The organism is Nocardia sp. NPDC006982 (genome assembly GCF_042869435.1).
In the GTDB taxonomy this organism is placed as follows: domain Bacteria; phylum Actinomycetota; class Actinomycetes; order Mycobacteriales; family Mycobacteriaceae; genus Nocardia.
In genome coordinates this window covers 69432-89220 of record NZ_JBIAFV010000018.1, presented here as the reverse complement: position 1 = coordinate 89220, position 19789 = coordinate 69432, and the positions used below count along the sequence as shown (strand labels likewise).

The 19789-nt window shown below is 66.3% G+C and carries 17 protein-coding genes; 10 read left to right on the top strand and 7 right to left on the bottom strand.

Features of this window, described 5'->3' with window-relative positions; genetic code table 11:
• Nucleotides 1-214 precede the first annotated feature (214 nt).
• The 3 genes from ACFYOW_RS41285 to ACFYOW_RS41275 all read left to right on the top strand — a co-directional run bounded on the left by ACFYOW_RS41285 (nt 215) and on the right by ACFYOW_RS41275 (nt 6096).
• Nucleotides 215-3517 carry an AAA family ATPase gene (locus tag ACFYOW_RS41285; protein ID WP_387296113.1) on the top strand — a complete coding sequence of 1101 codons (3303 nt, stop codon included), beginning with the start codon at nt 215-217 and terminating at the stop codon, nt 3515-3517.
• Between the two features lie 435 nt (nt 3518-3952).
• Nucleotides 3953-5581: a DNA-3-methyladenine glycosylase 2 family protein gene (locus ACFYOW_RS41280; RefSeq protein ID WP_387296275.1), complete on the top strand. Its 1629-nt coding sequence runs from the start codon at nt 3953-3955 to the stop codon at nt 5579-5581.
• Entirely contained in the window at nt 5578-6096 is a 519-nt protein-coding gene (locus tag ACFYOW_RS41275) for a methylated-DNA--[protein]-cysteine S-methyltransferase (RefSeq protein WP_387296111.1), read from the top strand. The genes ACFYOW_RS41280 and ACFYOW_RS41275 overlap by 4 nt, the downstream gene beginning before the upstream one ends.
• Nucleotides 6097-6105: 9 nt before the next feature.
• Here ACFYOW_RS41275 and ACFYOW_RS41270 read toward each other — a convergent pair whose 3' ends face one another.
• Both ACFYOW_RS41270 and ACFYOW_RS41265 read right to left on the bottom strand, forming a co-directional pair.
• The gene (locus ACFYOW_RS41270; protein WP_387296109.1) at nt 6106-6369 is read right to left on the bottom strand and encodes a YbdD/YjiX family protein; all 264 of its coding nucleotides are present in this window, start codon (nt 6367-6369) and stop codon (nt 6106-6108) included.
• A complete protein-coding gene (locus ACFYOW_RS41265; RefSeq protein ID WP_387296107.1) occupies nt 6366-8678 on the bottom strand; it encodes a carbon starvation CstA family protein in 2313 nt (770 codons plus the stop codon). The genes ACFYOW_RS41270 and ACFYOW_RS41265 overlap by 4 nt, the downstream gene beginning before the upstream one ends.
• 204 nt (nt 8679-8882) lie before the next feature.
• Here ACFYOW_RS41265 and ACFYOW_RS41260 point away from each other — a divergent pair, with 204 nt between their 5' ends.
• Genes ACFYOW_RS41260 through ACFYOW_RS41250 form a run of 3 tightly spaced genes read left to right on the top strand, consistent with a single transcriptional unit; the run spans nt 8883 to nt 12000 of the window.
• Nucleotides 8883-10175 carry an ABC transporter substrate-binding protein gene (locus ACFYOW_RS41260; RefSeq protein WP_387296105.1) on the top strand — a complete coding sequence of 431 codons (1293 nt, stop codon included), beginning with the start codon at nt 8883-8885 and terminating at the stop codon, nt 10173-10175.
• Nucleotides 10172-11098, top strand: a complete 927-nt coding sequence (locus ACFYOW_RS41255; RefSeq protein WP_387296103.1) for a carbohydrate ABC transporter permease — start codon at nt 10172-10174, stop codon at nt 11096-11098. Before ACFYOW_RS41260 ends, ACFYOW_RS41255 begins: the two co-directional genes overlap by 4 nt.
• 29 nt (nt 11099-11127) lie before the next feature.
• Nucleotides 11128-12000, top strand: a complete 873-nt coding sequence (locus ACFYOW_RS41250; protein ID WP_387296273.1) for a carbohydrate ABC transporter permease — start codon at nt 11128-11130, stop codon at nt 11998-12000.
• A 27-nt stretch (nt 12001-12027) separates the two neighbouring features.
• Here the strand turns inward: ACFYOW_RS41250 and ACFYOW_RS41245 are convergent, their stop codons facing one another.
• The 3 genes from ACFYOW_RS41245 to ACFYOW_RS41235 are packed head-to-tail and all read right to left on the bottom strand — an operon-like array spanning nt 12028 to nt 13977.
• Nucleotides 12028-12456: a VOC family protein gene (locus tag ACFYOW_RS41245; protein ID WP_387296101.1), complete on the bottom strand. Its 429-nt coding sequence runs from the start codon at nt 12454-12456 to the stop codon at nt 12028-12030.
• 10 nt (nt 12457-12466) lie between these two features.
• On the bottom strand, nt 12467-13303 hold the full coding sequence (locus tag ACFYOW_RS41240) for a helix-turn-helix domain-containing protein (protein ID WP_387296099.1): 837 nt from the start codon (nt 13301-13303) through the stop codon (nt 12467-12469).
• 41 nt (nt 13304-13344) lie between these two features.
• Nucleotides 13345-13977: an NAD(P)-dependent oxidoreductase gene (locus tag ACFYOW_RS41235; RefSeq protein WP_387296097.1), complete on the bottom strand. Its 633-nt coding sequence runs from the start codon at nt 13975-13977 to the stop codon at nt 13345-13347.
• 78 nt (nt 13978-14055) lie between these two features.
• On the opposite strand from ACFYOW_RS41235, the gene ACFYOW_RS41230 reads away from it, so the two are divergent.
• From ACFYOW_RS41230 to ychF, 3 genes are all read left to right on the top strand, one after another.
• Nucleotides 14056-14643, top strand: a complete 588-nt coding sequence (locus ACFYOW_RS41230; RefSeq protein WP_387296095.1) for a TetR/AcrR family transcriptional regulator — start codon at nt 14056-14058, stop codon at nt 14641-14643.
• A 115-nt stretch (nt 14644-14758) separates the two neighbouring features.
• A complete protein-coding gene (locus ACFYOW_RS41225; protein ID WP_387296093.1) occupies nt 14759-15682 on the top strand; it encodes a zinc-binding alcohol dehydrogenase family protein in 924 nt (307 codons plus the stop codon).
• Between the two features lie 109 nt (nt 15683-15791).
• Nucleotides 15792-16871, top strand: a complete 1080-nt coding sequence (ychF, locus tag ACFYOW_RS41220; protein WP_387296091.1) for a redox-regulated ATPase YchF — start codon at nt 15792-15794, stop codon at nt 16869-16871.
• A 285-nt stretch (nt 16872-17156) separates the two neighbouring features.
• Here ychF and ACFYOW_RS41215 read toward each other — a convergent pair whose 3' ends face one another.
• Nucleotides 17157-18161, bottom strand: coding sequence for a helix-turn-helix transcriptional regulator (locus ACFYOW_RS41215; RefSeq protein WP_387296089.1), 1005 nt, complete (start codon nt 18159-18161; stop codon nt 17157-17159).
• A 62-nt stretch (nt 18162-18223) separates the two neighbouring features.
• Between ACFYOW_RS41215 and ACFYOW_RS41210 the strand changes: the two genes are divergently transcribed.
• Nucleotides 18224-18577 carry a YybH family protein gene (locus ACFYOW_RS41210; protein ID WP_387296087.1) on the top strand — a complete coding sequence of 118 codons (354 nt, stop codon included), beginning with the start codon at nt 18224-18226 and terminating at the stop codon, nt 18575-18577.
• 29 nt (nt 18578-18606) lie between these two features.
• On the opposite strand, the gene ACFYOW_RS41205 is transcribed toward ACFYOW_RS41210, so the two are convergent.
• Nucleotides 18607-19788, bottom strand: coding sequence for an MAB_1171c family putative transporter (locus tag ACFYOW_RS41205; RefSeq protein WP_387296085.1), 1182 nt, complete (start codon nt 19786-19788; stop codon nt 18607-18609).
• Nucleotide 19789 lies beyond the last annotated feature (1 nt).

The following is a 19789-nucleotide window of genomic DNA, read 5'->3' as shown; positions in this document are numbered from 1 at the left end:
GCGGCCGTCGTGGCCAGCTGAGACCGGTCACCAGCGGATACCGCTTCAGAGAATCCGTGCCAGGCATGCCGAACACCCTTCGTGGCATTGGATACCGCAACAGCTCTGTCTCGAGCGTGGGTTCTTCCAGCCGGCTCAGTGGATGCTCCCGGGTTCACCGGAGGGCGCTGCGCGCGGTGCCCGCGACGTCGACCGCACTCGACAGGGGTGCTGAATGAGGCTGCACCGGCTGGAGATGACCGCATTCGGCCCGTTCGCCGAGACCACGGTTGTCGACTTCGACGCGCTCGGCGCGGACGGGCTGTTTCTGCTGCACGGGCAGACCGGAGCCGGAAAGACGACGGTGCTGGATGCGATCGCATTCGCGTTGTACGGCAGCGTGCCCGGCGCACGTGGCGAGAGTAAGCGCCTGCATTCCGATCACGCCGACGAGCAGACGCCGCCCCAGGTCGTGCTGGAGGCGACGCTGGGCGGGCGACGAGTGCGGTTGACGCGCTCGCCGGAATTCCAGCGGCCGAGCAAACGGGCCAAAAGCGGCTGGGTCAAAGAGAATGCCGCAGCGACGCTGGAATGGTTGGACGGGCGCGGCGCGAACCTCGCTCGCCTGACCGATATCGGCGACGAGATCATCCGCCTGCTCGGCATGAGCGCGGACCAGTTCTTCCAAGTCGTGCTGTTGCCCCAGGGTGATTTCGCGCGATTTCTGCGCGCGGAGAACGAGGAGCGCGAGAAGCTTCTCGAAAAGCTCTTCGATACCGAACGTTTCGGCAGTGCCGAGCAGTGGTTGGCAGACAAGCGCCGGGCCTCGACCGCGGACGTGGAGTCGCGCAAGCAAGGCATCGATCGGTTGATCGCACAGGTCGCGGTGGCGGCGGGGGAGACGGCGGCCGAAACCGTCGGGCCTCTGGAGGCCGTCGGCTGGTCGCAAGATCTGCTCGCGACCGCGCGTGCGGCACTCACCACGACCGCGGCGGAAGCCGAACGGTGCCAACAGGAATCGGCGCGCATCAGGTCCCGTGCCGAGGAGCAACGCCGCCTGCACGAACTGCGCCGCCGCATGACCGCGGCCCGCGAGCGGCTCGACGAATACGCGGCCGCCGCCGACCGCCGCGCCGAGCTGCAGGTCGAACTCGAATCGGCCCGCCGTGCCGCCCCGGTCGCCGAGGCCATCGATGCGGCCCGCGCCGCGGTAATGCACGCCAGGCGCAAGTCGGACGAAACCCACCGCATCGCAGCACGATTGGCCGCACTGCTCGCCGAACCCGCTGGCGCGGATGTCGCGGGTAATGACCTGATCACGGTCGAACGCGGGCCGGACGGAAAGCCGATCGTCGTCGCCGATGCGGATGTCGATGCGGCCATTCGACGGTGGAGTGCCCAAATCGGCGCGCTCGACGAGGTGAGCGCCGATGCGACCACCGCCACCCGGCTCACCTCCGAACTGGCCACGCTGCGCGATGAGGACACCGCACTCACCCGCCGCGTGGACAAGCTGACCCGAATGCGTCGGCAACTGCCCGAATCGATCGCCACCATCGAGGCCCGGCTGCGCGAAACCACCGAGGCCGCGGCCGAACTGCCCATCTTGACCGCCGAATGCGAACGTCTGCAGGCCGCGGCGATGGCGGCGGTCGACCTCGCCGGTCGCAGAACGACTCTCGATCACGCCCGGATCGAATTGGAGTCGGCTCGCGCGGCGCACCTCGATGCCAAGGAACGCGTACTCGACCTGCGCGAGCGCAGGCTGGCCGGTATGGCTGCCGAACTCGCCGGGCAACTGCTCGACGGGGAGCCGTGCACGGTGTGCGGCTCGGCCGACCATCCGGCACCGGCTCGCGCCGCCGCCGGCGCGGTATCGAAGGACGCCGAGGACGCGGCGGCCGCCGCCGAGCGCGCGGCCGAGGACGCCCGCGACCGGGTGCTGGCCCGAATCACCGATCTGGAACGCGAAATCGACGCGCTGATCGCCCGCGGCGGCGATGCCGACCGCGTCGAACTGGCCGCCGCCCTGCGCGCCGCGACCGACCGCTACGAAGACGCCGCCGAACTCGCCACCCTCTCCGACAGCCTCACCGCCGAACTGTCCCGCCTGCGCACCGACGAATCGCGCCTGCACGACGAGCTCCGCGAATCCGACACCCGCCGCAGCACCGTCACCACCCGCATCGCCGCAGCCACCGCGCGCCTCACCGAACTCACCGACCGCCTGCGCACCGCTGCGGGCGCCGACGAAACCATCGACCGCCGCCGCACCCGACTCGACACCCTGATCGGCGACGCCACTGCCCTCCGCGACGCACGCAATGACGAGTCGGCGGCAATCGAGCAGGTCACCGTGATCGCCGACCGGGTCGAAAGTCTTGCGCTGGCAGCAGGCTTCGTCATCGAGCAGGCTGAGAACTCCGTCGCAACCGGACCGGGGGCAACGCCCGGTCGGGCGGCTGGTTCGAATGCTTCGCAGGTCGCCGATCCACGCGGCGCGGCCGCCGGTAATGCGGTCACCGATGCCGATGCCGATGCCGATGCCGATGGTGCTGACGCGGTCTCCAATTCGACCGAGAGGCGCGTCGACAATGCGGTGACCACTGGGGGTGCAGTCGGTTCGAGGTCAGCCGAAGATGGCACGCAACCGCGCGATGACGTGGCTTTGTTGACGGCATACGCGCGAGTAGTCACCGCCGCCTCGCGAACTGCGCAGCGGCAGAACGAGATCGAAGCGGAATTGGTCGCGGCGGACCGAGCTCGTGCGCATGCCGAGGCAGTCCTGGCCGAGCCGGAGATCCAAGCCGCCGCCTCGACCGAGCCCGGCGATCTCGAGGAGTTGGAGTCCGCCGTGGCCGCCGCGCAGACCCAGCTGAACGCGGCCGTCGCCGCGCAGGCGGAGGCCACTCGGCGGGTGAACCTGCTGGAGGATTTGGGTGGTCAGCTGTGGGCCGCGGTCGATCGGATCGCCCCGGTACAGCGCGCCCACGAGGAACTGGCCGCACTCGCGGAGGTCGTCGCGGGCCGGGGCGAGAACAACCGTCGAATGTCGTTGCGCTCCTACGTACTTGCCGCCCGGCTGGAGGAGGTGGCACTGGCGGGTTCGGTTCGTCTGCGCCGAATGTCGGGCGGTCGCTACGAATTCGTGCACTCGGACAAGGCGGGCCCGCGCGGCCGTCGCGGCGGGCTCGGCCTCGATATTCGCGACGACTACACCGGCGCCGTCCGCCCCGCCAAAACCCTGTCCGGCGGCGAATCCTTCATGGCCGCACTGTCATTGGCCCTCGGACTCGCCGACACCGTGGCGGCCGAATCCGGCGGCGTGGTGCTCGACACCATCTTCATCGACGAGGGTTTCGGCGGACTCGATGCCGACACCCTCGACGCGGTCATGGGCGTTCTCGACGAACTGCGCGCGGGCGGGCGCGTGGTCGGTGTGGTCAGCCACGTCGACGAAATGCGCCAGCGTATTCCGAGCCGCCTACACGTCATCCGCGGTCGAGCGGGCTCCCAACTCCGCACCACCGTGGCCTGACCGCACGTGCCGATCATTGCGTGGCAAGCGTGAGAACACCGCTGGTCGGACCGGTAGCGGTCAAGCTCACGGCCATCGTTCGGTTGCCGCCGGGCGCTGTCCGGATCGTCCGGGCGCGGACATTTGAGCACTACGTCGCGGCCGAGGTCCGCATCCGTCGCCCGCCAGGCCATGCCCTCGCCGCCGAGCTTGAACAGCTCCCGCAGCGTGTACCGGACCGCGATGCGGTCTCCGACGCCAACCATGCGCCCGCCCTCGTAATTCGGCCCATATCCCGATATTCTGGCCCAAATCTTGCGAACGCTCAGGGCTACATTCCGTTGTGCTGCTCGACAATTCGTGCCCACGGCTTTCTGTTCCGGTCGGTCTCGTCCGCGGGTGCCACCGGGATTTGTGGCGGATTTCCGCTAGCGTCAGGTGTGGGTTACTGCCATTGTGGATTGGGTGACGATCACGGCTTTGGATTTCGAACGCTGCTATCGGGCGGTATCGACCCGGGACTCCCGATTCGACGGCCAGTTCTTCACCGCGGTGCGAACTACCGGAATCTATTGCCGCCCTTCTTGCCCAGCGATTACGCCGAAGCCAACGAATGTGACATTCCTGCCGACGGCCGCCGCCGCACAGCAGGCCGGATACCGGGCCTGCCGCCGCTGCCTGCCCGATGCCGCCCCTGGCTCGCCGCTGTGGAATACCCGCGCCGATCTGGCCGCACGGGCGATGCGACTCATCGGCGACGGCGTCATCGAGCGCGGCGGCGTGCCCGCACTGGCCGCCACGCTGGGCTATTCGCAGCGCCAGGTGACCCGGGTGCTCACCACCGAACTGGGCGCCGGTCCGCTGGCGCTGGCCAGGGCGCATCGCGCGCATACCGCGCGGCTGCTGATCCAGACCACCAATATGCCGATGTCCGATATCGCCTTCGCGGCCGGATTCGCCAGCATTCGCCAGTTCAACGACACCGTCCGCGAGGTATTCGCGGTCAGTCCGACCACCATGCGCACCGAGGCGCAGCGGGTGACCCGCTCCGGCAGCCACCTGGTGCCCGCCACCAATGGATCGTTGACGCTGCGGCTGCCTTTCCGTGAGCCGCTGGACCGCGGCTGGCTCGAATGGTTCCTCTCCTCGCACGTCGTGCCGGGCATGGAGCTATGGGAGGACCGTGCCTACACCCGGAGCCTGCGCACCCCGCACGGACATGCGACTACGCGGCTGAGTTTCCAACGCGATCACGTGCGCGCCGAACTTTCCCTGCACGATATGCGCGACCTCGCACCGACCGTCGCACGACTGCGGCACCTGCTGGACCTGGACGCGGATCCGGTCGGCATCGATGAGGCGCTCGGCGTGGTGCCCGCCGATACCGAGGTCATCGAGACGTCGGGACGAGACCTCCCGGACGCCGGTGCGGCACCGGCCGACCATCCCTTCAATGTCGGTGCGGCCACCGCCAACCGCGGCCGAGCCCGCCCGCCGTTCACTCCCGGTATCCGAGTGCCCGGCGCACTCGATGGTCCAGAGTTATTGCTGCGCACCATGATCGGTCAGCAGATTTCGGTATCCGCCGCCGCGACCCACACCGCTCGACTGGTCGAGGCGCTCGGCGAGCCGATCGACGGACCGGTCGCGCGGCTGTTCCCGACACCGGCCGCGATCGCCGAACGCGGGGCCGAGGTATTGACCGGCCCGGCGCGGCGGATCCGCTCGATTATCGGCGTGGCCTCGGCTCTCGCCTCCGGTGATCTGGTGCTGCACCAGGGCCGCACCGCCACCGACCTGCGCCGCGACTTGTTGGCACTGGAAGGGGTCGGACCGTGGACCGCCGACTATGTGACCATGCGGCTGCTCGCCGATCCGGATGTGCTGCTCGACACCGATCTCGTTGTCCGCCAAGGCGCCACCCTCCTCGGGGTCGATCTCACCGATACCGCGCGCTGGGCCCCGTGGCGTTCGTATCTATCCATGCACCTATGGAAGGCCGCGCTCGCCGGTCGCAAGGCCACACCGCCGAAAGCAACCGCGACGCAGGCCGTCGCCGCACCGAAAGCGAAAACCCGATCGTGACAACCGATTTCGCGACCTCCGATACTCCGATCGGTCCGTTCACCGCACTTGTCGATGCGGACGGTGCCGTACTCGCCTCCGGCTGGACCGACGACGCCGAGATCTTGCGGCAGTTGATCCACCCGAGTCTGCGGCCGAGCGAGCTACGCGGGCGTACCGACCTCGGCGAGGTGACCCGCGCGGTCACTGCCTACCATCGCGGCGAGTTGTCCGCGATCGACGCGATCGAGGTGCGTCAGCAATCCGGCGAATTCCTCATGCACGCATGGGAAGTGCTGCGCAAAATCCCGGCGGGCGATCCGGTCACCTATACCGAATACGCTGCCATCTCCGGCCGTCCCGACGCCACCCGCGCCGCCGCCAATGCCTGCGCCCGCAATGCCGCGGCGCTTTTCGTGCCGTGCCACCGGGTTCTGCGCATCGGGGGAGCGCTCGGCGGGTTCCGTTGGGGGCTGCCGGTCAAGCGCTGGCTATTGGATCACGAGCGTGGCGAAGCTCAGTTGACCATCGAATAGTCGGCTCGTTCAGCAACAACGATTCTGCGGATTGTTATCCGCATCCGCATGCCGCCGCCGCCAATACTCGCGCTCCGACGGAATCTCGCAACCGGGGTGATTGCGCTGCAGATGGTCCACATAGCGCTGGTAATCCTGGCCGCCGAGCACCGCATTGAACCATGAACCGAATGCGCGAACCTTTGCCGCACCGGCACTTCCGGCCACCCGCAGACGCCGAATGACGGCCGGTCGAGGTGACCGGCCGTCATTCGGCTGCGCTGCTGCGGTCAATGTGCTGGTGTTTCCACCGTCGCGCCCTTGGTATGGGCGGCGCCAGGTGCCCGGACCTGCCCCGATTCGATCAGGGCATCCCATTCCTTCTGCACCGCTTTCTCTTCCGCGGTGGCGATGAAGCCGCGCGGCGCGAAGATCTTCGACGGTTCGTCCGGCGTCTCACTGCTCGGTCCGCCGCCCGCCCGCCAGGCACGCAAGCAGACCACCACACCGACCACCGCGACGACCAACACCAGCACCGCGAAGATGATCGACAGCGTGCCCTGGATGAACGTGTTGCGCACGACCTTGTCCATATCGTCGGCAGTCTTGGCCGGTGCCAACAACTTTCCGGCATCGCGGGCGGCACTGTAGTTATCGTGCTGCTTCCAGTAGCCGATCTTCGGATCGGCGGAGAAGATCTTCTGCCAGGACGCCGTCATCGTCACGATCAGATCCCAGATCAGCGGCAGCGCGGGAATCCACGCCCACTTCACCAGACCCTTCTTGATCAGAATGGTCAGCACGACGGTGAGCGCGATCGCGGCCAGCAGCTGGTTGGAGATGCCGAACAGCGGGTAGAGCGTGTAGATGCCGCCGAGCGGATCGGTGACACCCATCAGCAGCACCGAACCCCAGGCCGCGACCACAACGGCCGAGCACAGCCACGCACCGGGCCGCCACGACGGATCCTTGAACTTCTTCGCCGGACCGCCGAGATTACCGAGCGAATCCGAGAGCATGAAGCGTGCGACGCGGGTACCGGCGTCGATGGTGGTGAGGATGAACAGCGCCTCGAACATGATCGCGAAGTGGTACCAGAACGCCTTCAGCCCGGAGCCTCCGAGGAATCCGGACATCACCTGGGACATACCGATCGCCAGCGTCGGCGCGCCACCGGTGCGCGAGATGACACTGGTCTCGCCGACATCCTTCGCGGTCTGGGTCAACTCACCCGCGGTGATCGGATCACCGCTCAGACCAAGGGAATTGGTGTAGGCGGCGGCCTTCTCGGCGGTACCGCCGGTGAGACCCGCGCCTGCGTTCATGGCGAAGTACAGGTGCTGGTCGATGATGCTGGCGGTGATCATCGCCATGATCGCGACGAACGACTCCATCAGCATGCCGCCGTAGCCGATCATCCGCGCATGCGACTGCTTCTCCAGCAGTTTGGGCGTGGTGCCGGAGGAAACCAAGGCATGGAATCCGGACAGCGCCCCACATGCGATGGTGATGAAAAGGAACGGGAAGAGGCTGCCCGCGAAGGACGGACCGTTGCTGTTGTGCGCGAACTGCGACACCGCCGGCGCCTGCAGCACCGGCATGGTGAACACGATCCCGAGCGCGAGCAGGCCGATGGTGCCGATCTTCATGAACGTCGACAGGTAATCGCGCGGTGCGAGCAGCAACCACACCGGCAGTACCGAGGCGATGAAACCGTAGACGATCAGCAGCCAGGCGATGGTGGTGCCGGACAGCGTGAACAGGTCACGGCCCCAACCGGATTCGGAAACCCAACGGCCGGAGATGATCACGAACAGCAGCAGTGCGAAGCCGATGACCGATACCTCGCCGACCCGGCCCGGTCGCACGAAGCGCAGGTACAGGCCCATGAACAGGGCGATCGGGATGGTCATGCCGATGGAGAACACACCCCACGGGCTGCCGCCGTGCAATGCGCCGTCCGGACCCTTGACCGCCGCCAGCGCCTGCACGACCACGATGCCGAGCACCGCGAGCAGGATCATCATGATCACCAGCACGGCAATGATCGCGGCGACACCGCCGATCGGTCCGAGTTCGTCGCGGGCCATCTGCCCGAGGCTGCGCCCACGGCGCTTCGACGAGGCCCACAGCACCAGGTAGTCCTGCACCGCGCCGGCGAGGACAACGCCGACGATGATCCAGATGGTGCCCGGCAGATAACCCATCTGCGCGGCCAGCACCGGTCCGACGAGTGGACCGGCGCCCGCGATGGCGGCGAAGTGGTGCCCGAAGAGCACCCGCCGGTCCATCGGCATGTAGTCCTTGCCGTTCTCCAATTCCTCAGCGGGCGTGGCCACATCGTCGCGCGGCTTGGTGATCCGGTATTCGATCAGTCTGGCGTAGAACTGGTAGGCGGTCACATAGGAACAGATAGCCGCGATCACGATCCACACCGCGTTCACGTTCTCACCGCGGGAGATGGCGAGGACGGCCCATGCTATCGCTCCGACGACCGCGATCGCCCCGAAGATCGCCTTCTTCCGTGGCGTGATCGGGGAGTGATCGACCACCCCGACGGGCGGCAGATCGGGATCCGTCCGCAAATATTCGATTGTCGCCATCCGCTTACTCTCCTGAAAAAACGCGCAGGATCCTGCTCAAACATCTGACAACGTATCCGATTGATGATGTCGATCGGGCTCGTTTCCGATCGGCTTTGGACAACGTTAAGTTTTGTTCGTGTGTCGGCCATCACGTCGGTGTTGCCGAACGTATGCTGCCATGCGATTCCGCCAAGCTCCACACCCGCCTGGAGGAGGGCCTCGTTGCGCAGGCGCACGCTGCTCGGTTCGGTGCTGGCCGCGCCGCTGCTCGCCACCACCGGCTGCGGATCCGATGACGACGCGCTGACTTTCTTCTTTCAGGCCAGGCCGGAGGAGGCGCGGGTCCGGCTGAAGATCATCGACGAGTTCCGGCGGCGGCATCCGGAGATCCGGATCCGCACCATCATGTCCGGGCCGGATCCGCTGCAGCAGATGCTGACCTACTGTGCGGGCGGCAAATGTCCCGACGTCATGATGGCGTGGGAGTTGCTTTATGCCGGACTCGCCGAACGCGGGGTGCTGCTGGATCTGCGCACGCTGCTCGATCGGGAGCCCGAATACGCTGCCGCACTGCGTGCCGATAGTTATCCGGCGCTCTACGACACCTTCGCCTACGGCGGTGGGCAGTACGCGCTGCCGGAACAGTGGTCGGGGGTGTTTCTCTACTACAACCGGGAGTTGTTCGCCGAAGCCGGAGTGACTGCGCCGACCCGGTGGCGGGATGCCTGGTCCTTCACCGAATTCCTCGATGCCGCGAGGGCACTCACGCGGCATGAGTCATCCGAGCGGAACCGGCAGTGGGGATTTGCCGACGCCTGGGTGCCGTATTTCTCGGCCGCGTGTTTCGGTATGAACAATGGGGCGGAGTGGTTCTCGCCGTCGGTGGATCCGACCAGGACCAATCTCGGTGATCCACGGTTCGCCGAGGGGTTTCAGTTCTATGCCGATCTCGCGGTTCGCCACCGAGTTGCGCCGAAAGTTGCCGACCAGCAGTCGGTTTCGGCGCCGGACCTGTTCCGTCGTGGACGTGCGGCGATGGCGATGGGTGGGCATTGGCTGTATTCCGAGTTCGCCGGACAGGATGGTTTGCCCATCGATGTCACGGTGTTGCCGGTCGGCCCGCATGGTGGCCCGGGGGCGATTACGGATGTGGGGAGCACGGGGTTATCGATTGCCGCGGATAGTCCGCGCATCGAACAAGCTTGGGAATTCGTGAAATTCGCGACCGGGCCGGTGGGACAGGCCATTATCGCCGCCTCCGGACTCTTCGTGCCGGTGCTGAAATCCGCAATGGGCTCTGCCGGATTCGCGGACGCGCATCGCGAGATACGCAACCTCCAGGTGTTCACGGAGGGTCCGGAGAATTCGCGGCCGCTGCCGGTTACTCCGGTGTGGGGCAAGGTTTCCGCGCTGCTCGAGCGCGGTGGCAACCGAGTGCTACGCGGTGCCGCAACCGCTGAATCGGTGAGCGCGTCCCTGACAGCCGATATCAATACCCTTCTGGAATCCCCATGAAACTGATCGGTAGCCGGATGCGTGCGCCCCACGAGCGAGGGCGGCTCGAGCGGCGGCGTGAGCGGGCGGGCTGGGTTTTCGTGGCGCCGAATCTGGCGGCTGTGCTGGTATTCTTGCTGCTTCCGCTCGGAGTTTCGTTGTATCTGAGTCTGCACTCGTGGGACTTGTTCAGTGCGCCACGGTTCGTGGGGATATCGAACTATCGGCGGCTGTTCGTGTCGGATCCGTTGTTCCTCATCGCATTACGCAATACCGCGGTGTTCACCCTGTTGACGCTGGTGCCGACGGTGGTGATCGGGCTCGCGGTTGCGGCGGTGCTCAATCGAAAGTTGGCCGGTATCGGCATCTTCCGGACCATTGCATTCTTGCCGCTGGTCGCCTCGACCGTGGCCATGGCGGTGGTGTGGCGCTTCATCTTCACCACCGATGACGGGCTGCTCAACATCATGCTCGGCTGGGTCGGCATCGATCCGGTGCCGTGGCTGACCGACCCGGACTGGGCGCTGGTCTCACTGAGCATCGTGACCGTATGGAAGAGCGTGCCTTTCGCGACTGTCATCCTGCTGGCAGCGATGCAGGGCGTGCCCGAGACGCTGTACGAGGCGGCGCGCATCGATGGCGCGGGAGCGCTGCGGCGATTCTGGTCGGTGACACTGCCGTTGATTCGCGGGCCACTGTCGTTCGTCTTCGTCATCACCATCATCAACTCGGTGCAGGCCTTCGATCAGGCCTATGCCTTGACCGGCGGCAACGGCGGGCCGGAGACCGGGACCTATCTGCTCGGAATCATGTTGTTCCAGAACGCCTTCGGGTTCTACGAGGTCGGCTATGCGGCGGCGCTGGCCTGGGTGATTTTCGCGATTCTGCTGGTGCTGACGCTATTGCAGCTGCGATTCGCGCGCCGGGCGGAGGTGGAATTGTGAATGCGTACGAGGCGGTTCGGTCGCTTCCGATGCGGATCGGTGTGCGGGCGTGCAGTACCAGCCGGGTGGAGCGGGCCATTCTGCGCCGGACGGTACGTGGCGTCCTGATCTACGTGGCGCTAGTCGGTGTCGCTTGGTGTGCGCTGTTTCCGATTTTGTGGGCATTGTCGGGTTCGTTGAAGCGCGATGGCGAGATCACCGAGCCGACACTGGTTCCCGCGCGTCCGCAGTGGTCCAACTACGGGAAGGTCTTCGACCTGCTGCCGCTGGGGCGGATGCTGCTCAATACCGCGTTCTATGCGTTGTGTGTCACGGCGGGGCAGGTCTTCTTCTGTTCCCTGGCCGGATATGCGTTCGCGCGCTTGCGATTTCGCGGACGCGATGTACTTTTCCTCGCCTACCTCGGCACGCTGATGGTGCCGTTGACGGTTACCGTGATTCCGCAATTCCTGATCATGCGCGCCTTCGGCTGGGTGGACACACCGTGGGCGATGATCGTCCCCGGCCTGTTCGGCAGCGCATTCGGCACCTATCTGATGCGCCAGTTCTTCCGAACCTTGCCCGCCGAACTAGAGGAAGCAGCGATCGTCGACGGGTGCACCACCTGGCAGGTGTTCTGGCGAGTCTTGTTGCCGCACACTCGTCCTGGGCTCATGGTGCTGGGGGTGCTGACCTGGATCACGGTCTGGAACGACTTCCTGTGGCCGCTGATCATGATCCAGCGCAACGACATCGCCACCGCCACATTGGGTTTGGTGCGGCTGCAAGGCCAGTACCACACGCAATGGCCGATTCTCATGGCCGCCGCGGTGGTCATCCTGCTGCCGCTGGTGGTCGTCTACGCGATCGCGCAGCGGGCGTTCGTGCGCGGTATCGCGGCATCGGGTCTAGGCGGGCGTTGACGGCCGCGCTGACGGCGGCCGTCGCTATTACTCGCCCCAATAGGTGCCGAAGCTCCAGAGGTTGCCTTCCGGATCACGGACGGTGAAGCCGCGCGAACCGTAGTCCTCATCGCGCAGGCCGCGCACCACCTCCGCGCCCGCCGCGACCGCGCGGTCGTGCAGGGCGTCGGGTTCCTCGCAGACGAGGTAGATCGAATCGGTGCCCGGCCCGCGCTCACAGAACGGGTTGTCGCCCTTGCCGATGGAACTGAACATGATTCCGCCGCCGAGCGGCCAGCGCAGTTGGCCGTGCTCGATGAACGACGGATCGTCCTCCCTCGCGTAGAGCGCGACCTCCTGGAAGCCGAACGTGCTGGTCAGGAAGGCCACCGCCGCGCGAGCGTCGGTGAAATTGAGGCACGGCCATACGGCGGTGCGAGTTGCTGTGGTCTGCGGTGAATCCGTTGGTGTTGTCATGGATTCAGCCTCACCCGCCGGACCCCTCCGGGTCTTGGACAGATGGAATCTCCTCCGCGAGCCATGCGGTCGGGCTGCAACCGGCGAGTTCCGCGAAGTCGCGGTCGAGGTGGGCCTGGTCGTAATATCCGCAGGTCGCGGCCACCTGCGCGATCGTCACATAGGACGGCGTGTGTCCGATCATCCGCCTGGCGCGTTCGAAGCGGGCGATCCGAGCGGCGAGTTTGGGACCGAGTCCGAACTCGGCGCCGAAGCGTCGGGCCAGATGTTGACGGCTCCAACCGATCTCCTCGGCGAGCGGGCCGATCTGCGCCGCACCGTCGGATTCGACCAAAGTGCGCCAGGCCCAAGTCAATTCGGGCGCCACCAGGCGATCGTGACAGGCCAGCCTGGTCAATACCCGATCGCAGGCGGCGAACCGCTCCGGCCAGGACGACAGCTCCTGCAATTCCTCCCACAGCTGCCGCCCGACCGGCCCCGCCACCTCAGCACATTCCACCGAGGTGTTCCACAGCGCACTCGCGGGCATCCCGAACAGGGCCCGGCTCCCGAGCGGCGTCAACTCGATCCCGATCCCCTCCTGATAACCGTTGTGCGAGATAACCGCCGAACTCGCCTGCAACCCACTCAGCACACACCGGTAATCCTGCGGCGACTGCCGCGAATCCGTCTGTGCCACAACGTCGATGCTCGGCCCGATCGACACGATGAACGTCATATGGCGCGACGGCGGCCCCCGATGCAATCCGGGCGCGAACCCGCTCAGTCGATACCCGAGGTACCCATCGATGAACGCCGCGAGCGCGGGTGCCGGACGTGCCGTCACCACTTCGGTGGTCGGCTCCATACCCGGAACGCTACGCCGCCGATCGGCTATCGCAAGGCGAGTCAGCCGGCGACGTTGATGTGGTGGTGGATCGACCGCGGATCCGCCGCAAGCTCGAGCAGGCAGGTGGCCAGGTCCTCGCGGCTGATCCGGATGCCGAACGTCACGTTGCGATCGACCGCGGTTCGGTAGGAACCCTTCGCTGGACGGTCGGTGAGCTGCGGTGCTCGCACGATGGTCCAATCCAGTTCGGTGTCCCGCGTCGCCTGCTCGGCAGCGGCCATATCGTCGAGGCTGTGCCGCAGCAGCGGACGCAGAATGAGCGGCTTCACCACGAAGCGGGTGCACCAATCGTCGCCCGGCCCAGCGATTCTCGCGCTATTGCTGATCAGAATCAATCGCCGTACGGCCACCGATGCCATGGCCTCGGTGATGGCCAGTGCGGCATCGGTGGCGACCGTCGTCGGGCCCTTGTCCCGTGACCCGATGGTGTCGAGCACGGCATCCGCGCTTCGGATGGCCGTCTCGATGTCATCGGGATTCATGACGTCGGCCTTGATCACGCGCAGTCGTGGGTGATCCGCGAGTGGGTGCTGACCGCGCACAACCGCGGTCACCTCATGTCCGGTGGCGAGTGCCTGGCGCACGAGGTGGCCGCCGGTGCGGCCGGTCGCTCCGAAGATCGTGAGTCGCATGGCGATCCCTTCAGGTTGGTGAGTATTTACTAACCTAGGATGGGTGAGTACTTACTAACCTGTCAACCGGGAGGCCGCATGGGCACGCGTGACCAGATTCTCGACGCCGCGGCGGAAATCATGCGCAACCGTGGTGTCGTCGAGGCGACGACCAAGGAGATCGCCAAGGCGGCGGGCTACTCCGAGGCCGCGCTCTACAAGCACTTCAGCGATAAAGAGGACCTGATCCTGAACGTCCTCCGACACCGCATGCCCGGACCCGCCGCGCCTCTACCCGAACCGGGTTCGGCCACGATCGAAGCCAACCTCGCCGCCCTCGCCCGTGCCGCCCTGACCTTCTACCATCAGTCCCTGCCCCTCCTCGGCGGACTGCTCGCACAACCCAAACGCATGGCGGCACATCGCGATTCGATGCGTCGGCACGGTGCAGGTCCCGGCCACGCCATCGCCGGAATCGCTGCTTATCTGAGTGCCGAACAGCAACTCGGCCGACTCGGTCCCGAAGCCGATGTCGAAACCGCAGCTGCGCTCCTCGACGGCACCTGCTTCCACCAGGCCTTTCTGCGGTTCTACGAGGAGGGTCCCGATGCGACTGCCGCCCCGGACGAGTTCGCCGACAGCCTGGCCTGGACGCTCGTGCGCGGGCTCGGATCATCCGACGAGTAGCGCCTCTCACCTGGACGGCTGCGGCGGTGAGATATCGCACTCGGCGCGGTAAATAGGTGGGGGATGTCGCAGCGTCGGGCTACCTTTACCGCTCCTAAGGATTTTTGGAGGTGTGATGCGGCGGGTGCAATACCAGCGCAGCGGTGGTCCGGAGGTACTCGAGGTGGCGTCGGCCGAGGTGCCGACGCCGGGCCCCGGGGAACTGCTGGTCCGGGTCGAAGCGGTTGGTGTGACACTGCCGGTGGTTCGCAAGGTGCGTGAGCCGCGGGAGCCGATCGCGCTGGGTGGCGAGGTTGCGGGCGAGGTGGTCGCGGTCGGAGAGGGCGTGACCAGCTGTATGCCCGGCTACCGCGTCACCGGTCTGGTCTTCGGCCACGGTTATGCCGACTACGCGTTGCTCTCCGCCGCGATGGCCTCGCCGATTCCCGACGGCGCTTCAGCCGTCGATGCGGTCGCGCTGGTCCGCAGCGGTTTGGTTGCACTCGGTGCGCTCGATGCCGCGAATCCCAAGCCGGACGAGTCTGCCCTGATCACGGCCGCCGCCAGCGGTGTCGGCCACCTTGCCCTGCAATTGGCGCGAGTGCGCGGTGCTTCGCGCGTGGTAGCGGCGGTCTCCGACCTCGCCAAGGCCGACTTTCTCCGCGGCCTCGGCGCTGACGAAGTCGTCGCCTACGACCAGGAATCCTGGGGCGAGCCCGTCGACTACGTCCTCGACGCCGTCGGCGGCGAGCTCCTCACCCCGGCCATCGCGGCCCTGGCCCCCGGCGGCCGACTCGTCGCATACAGCTCGGGCGGCGGCACCATCCAGGCCTACGACCTGCTCGTCGGCGCGAAATCAGTTGTCGGCTTCCAAATGGCCCGCATCGCCCGCAACTCCCCGGACCTGTACGAACACTGGCGCCAAGAACTCTGGCAGTACTTCGCATCCGGTCTACTCCACCCGGTCGTCCACGCGGAATTCCCGCTGGAAGACGCCGCCGAGGCCCACGCCGTCATCGAGAACCGCTCGAACCTCGGCAAGGTGATCCTGATTCCCTGACGCATTCAGCATGCGTCGGGGTGCGTAACGAATGAGAGCGAGTCCTGCGAAGTCCGCTCGCGCGGCCGCCGCGAAAGGGTTGTGTCCTGCCGCGTAGACTCTGTTCCTCGTGAGTCTCACCCTCGGAATCGTCGGCCTGCCCAACGTCGGAAAGTCGACGCTGTTCAATGCGCTGACCAAGAACGACGTGCTGGCCGCGAACTATCCGTTCGCGACCATCGAGCCGAACGTCGGGGTGGTTCCGCTGCCCGACCCGCGACTGGACAAGCTGGCCGAGATCTTCGGCTCCCAGCGCATCCTGCCCGCCACGGTGTCGTTCGTCGACATCGCGGGCATCGTGAAGGGCGCATCCGAGGGCGCTGGACTCGGCAACAAGTTCCTCGCCAATATCCGCGAGGCCGATGCCATCTGTCAGGTGGTGCGGGTCTTCGCCGACGATGATGTGGTGCACGTCGACGGGCGCGTCGACCCGCTCGCCGATATCGAGGTGATCGAAACCGAGCTGATCATCGCCGATATGCAGACCCTGGAGAAGGCGATTCCGCGGCTGGAGAAGGAAGCCAAGGTCAAAAAGGACCGCAAGCCGCTGCTCGACGCGGCCAAGGCCGCCCAGGAAGTTCTCGACAGCGGTAAAACCCTCTTCTCCGCTCGCGCTCAACTGGACGGCGAACTGCTGAAAGAACTTTCGCTGCTCACCACCAAGCCGTTCCTCTACGTCTTCAATGCCGACGAGTCGGTGCTCACCGACGAGGCGAAGGTTGCCGAGCTGAAAGCCGCTGTCGCACCGGCGGATTCGGTCTTCCTCGACGCCAAGGTCGAAGCCGAGCTCCTCGAACTCGACGACGAATCCGCCCTCGAGCTCCTCGAATCCATCGGCCAGACCGAACCCGGCCTGCACGCCTTGGCCCGCACCGGCTTCCACACCCTGGGCCTGCAGACCTACCTCACCGCGGGTCCGAAAGAGGCCCGCGCCTGGACAATCCACCAGGGCGACACCGCCCCCAAAGCCGCCGGTGTAATCCACACCGACTTCGAACGCGGCTTCATCAAGGCAGAAGTAGTCGCCTACGACGACCTCATCGCCGCCGGTTCCATGGCCGCCGCCAAGGCCGCGGGCAAGGTCCGCATGGAAGGCAAGGACTACGTCATGAGCGATGGGGACGTAGTCGAATTCCGTTTCAACGTATAGCGTTTCAGCTTTCGCCGGAACTCATTCCGGGACAGTGAAGGCCTCGGTGATGCCACCATCGAGCGGAATGGCGGCGCCTGTGATGAACCCGGCATCGTCGCTGGCAAGGTTGCTTCGACTACGGATTCGTCTGTGAGATCGGCGTGCACTACCTGCTCGCCGACCGAGTGGTCGACTTTGTCCACGCCGACCACCACCGCGCCCTCACGCGCAAACCGATCGGCGACGGCCCGGCCGATCAGACTGGCGGCCCCGTTGATGACACAGATCTTGCCGGTGAGCTTCTCAGCCACCACGACCTCCTCTATTCGTTCGGCACGGTGACACTCCGTAGCTGGCGGCGATCGCGGCGGCACGGTTGTGCAAAGAGTCGCGCAACCATTGCGGGGCAAGGGCTTCCGCGTTCGTGGCGAGTTGCCACAGTGCCCATTCGGCGTGTTTCGGATCTTGGAAGGTCATCTCCAGCCGCAGCCAGCCGTCTGCGTTGGTTTCTTCGGTGCGGACGGTCAGCGCGGTGTCCACCAGGTCCTGCCGCTGCGCGGGGTTCACCCGTACCAGCACGGTGACTTGGTCGCCGCCGGTTCGAAAGCGCGTGCTGCGTTCCTGCCAGGCCCGGTCCAGATCGACCAGGTCCGGTCGCTGGGCCGGTTCGGGGAGCGCCTCGGCGGCCAACACTCGGGACAGCCGGTAGGTGCGGTCCGCACCGGACCTCGTGGCCAGCAAGTAGACCTGGTCGCGGACGGTGACCAGACCGATCGGGTCCACCGTGCGCCACTTCGGGGTCTGGTTCACAGCCGCGTAGTGGATGCGCAGCTTGCGTCCGGCGAAGACCGCGCGCCGTACCTCGGTCACTACGGTGTCGGGCGCCTCTTCATCGACCAGCCGGCGTGCGAGGAGGTCGATCTCCGGGTCGATGAGCAGTCGCTGGGCCGCGCCGGCCGCGGTGGCCCGATGGCTTTCGGGTAGCGCGTCGACCACCTTGCGCATGGCCGAAGTGAGCGCCGAGCCGAGGCCGAATGCCTGTGCGCCGCGCCGTGATCCGGCGACCAGCAGGGCAAGTGCCTCGTCGTGGTTCAGTCCGGTCAGCTCGGTCTGGAAACCGGGCAACAATGCGAAGCCACCGTGCCGGCCACGTTCGGCGTAGACCGGGACGCCTGCTGCGGACAGCGCCTCGATGTCGCGCAGCACGGTTCGGATGGACACCTCCAGTTCGCGGGCCAGCGCGGGCGCGGACAGCCGACCGTGCCGGCGCAGCAGCAGCACCAGCGAGACCAACCGGTCGGCGCGCATGCGAAAAACCCTACGGGAATACACGACACAGGATGTCGTGATTCGTTGGGAGGCTTATCAATATGACAAACCAGAAAGTGGCCACTGCCCCGAACGACCTGGGCAGGTACTTCATCGAGCGCGCCAACGCGGGCGACGTCGACGGGCTGGTGGCGTTGTATGAGCCGACTGCCGTGCTGGCGTTTCCACCGGGCAACCTCGCGACCGGACATGCGGAGATCCGCAAGGTGTATGAGCAGTTCGTCGCGGCCGCGCCGGTGCTCTCGCCGGGTAGGCAGCATCCAGCGCTGGTGAGCGGTGACCTGGCACTGACAGCGTCCACGCTGACCACCGGCGAGGTGACCGTCGAGATCGCCCGACGCCAGCCCGACGGGTCGTGGCTATGGACCGTGGACCAGCCGGCACTCGTGCCGTAGCGGTGCGGCGGTGGGCCGGCGCCACCGCATTACCTCAGGTGGTTCGAGGTTGACGGGGTCAGGCCGCGGACGTGGGGCCATGCCTTGGCAAGTGCGAGTAGATGGCGCAGCTCCGCGGTGAGGTCCCGTGCCCCCGGTTGGACTTGGGGCTGGGGCGTGAACCGGCTCGCGCTCGGCGGGTGCCCGGCAGCTTTGGTGGCAATGGCCTCGGCGACGCGGCGGGCATAGATATGTGGGTCACCGCCGGTGGCGGCCAGATCGTCAGGGCTGTTGCTGTAGCGCTTGAGATGCAGCAGGCTGTCGCGGATCTCGACCGTCATGCGGTGCAGACGGATGGCCGGGTCTGTTCGGCCGATTTGGTTGCGCCGCATCTCCAGGACGATTTCGGGAACGGCTGCGGTGAGATCGGCCCACATCGGCCGCAGGCGGCGGCAGTATCGGCCGGTGCGGTCCCATCCGATGTGGGTGAGCAGGGTGCTGATCAGTGGCACCGTGACCACGGCGGGAGCGCCGACGGCGGAGAGGCAGAAGCCGCTCCATGCTTTCCAGTGCATCTCGGGATCGAATAACGGATGGCCTGTCATCACACTGATGGTGGTCTCGAGCGGGTAGACGACCGCGACGATCCCCGTGCCCGCCGCGGTGCCGAGGACCTCTGCGTACAGTGCACGCTCCTGCCAGGTGGTGTCGCCTGCGGCGCGCATCTCGCGCACCCATACCCGGCCGATGAGCAGGGCCGTAGCGCCGAGCGGCAGGGAAAACGCGACCCAGACCACGACGGCAGGCCAGCCCAGGGTCTGGTCGATCAACTGGTCGGCGCGGCGGGCGGGTGTCCCCGCGATCAGGATGACGGCGGTGACGGTGGTCGTGACGAGGTAATAGCGCCGCTGCCTGCGCCACGTGTGGGCGGGATCGGCGCCTGCCCACAACTTGGCAACGCCGTAGATATGCGAGATGGTCAACACGGTTGCTCCCAGCGAGAGCTGACGGGCGATGTTCACCACGTCGCTGTCGTCGCCGGGCAGCAGCCAGGCCAGTGACTTTTCGAACCAAGCCTCCCGTAACAGTTGTTCTAAGAGAGAGGCGGCGAGCCCGCGGTTGATGAGCCGGTCGACGATGCTGTCCCGCAACAGCCACCACCGACCGACGAGTGCCAACGTCATACCTATCAGTACAGGCCAGGTGATCAGACCCGGGATCGGAGAGGTCATT

Coding starts and splice junctions, on each gene's coding strand:
- ACFYOW_RS41235 (WP_387296097.1), bottom strand. CDS start 13,977: ATGCGACTCACGATCTTCGGAGCGACCGGCCGCACCGGCGGCCACCTC.
- ACFYOW_RS41210 (WP_387296087.1), top strand. CDS start 18,224: ATGACAAACCAGAAAGTGGCCACTGCCCCGAACGACCTGGGCAGGTAC.
- ACFYOW_RS41255 (WP_387296103.1), top strand. CDS start 10,172: ATGAAACTGATCGGTAGCCGGATGCGTGCGCCCCACGAGCGAGGGCGG.
- ACFYOW_RS41205 (WP_387296085.1), bottom strand. CDS start 19,788: ATGACCTCTCCGATCCCGGGTCTGATCACCTGGCCTGTACTGATAGGT.
- ACFYOW_RS41245 (WP_387296101.1), bottom strand. CDS start 12,456: ATGACAACACCAACGGATTCACCGCAGACCACAGCAACTCGCACCGCC.
- ACFYOW_RS41230 (WP_387296095.1), top strand. CDS start 14,056: ATGGGCACGCGTGACCAGATTCTCGACGCCGCGGCGGAAATCATGCGC.
- ACFYOW_RS41225 (WP_387296093.1), top strand. CDS start 14,759: ATGCGGCGGGTGCAATACCAGCGCAGCGGTGGTCCGGAGGTACTCGAG.
- ACFYOW_RS41285 (WP_387296113.1), top strand. CDS start 215: ATGAGGCTGCACCGGCTGGAGATGACCGCATTCGGCCCGTTCGCCGAG.
- ACFYOW_RS41215 (WP_387296089.1), bottom strand. CDS start 18,161: ATGCGCGCCGACCGGTTGGTCTCGCTGGTGCTGCTGCTGCGCCGGCAC.
- ACFYOW_RS41250 (WP_387296273.1), top strand. CDS start 11,128: ATGCGGATCGGTGTGCGGGCGTGCAGTACCAGCCGGGTGGAGCGGGCC.
- ACFYOW_RS41265 (WP_387296107.1), bottom strand. CDS start 8,678: ATGGCGACAATCGAATATTTGCGGACGGATCCCGATCTGCCGCCCGTC.
- ACFYOW_RS41240 (WP_387296099.1), bottom strand. CDS start 13,303: ATGGAGCCGACCACCGAAGTGGTGACGGCACGTCCGGCACCCGCGCTC.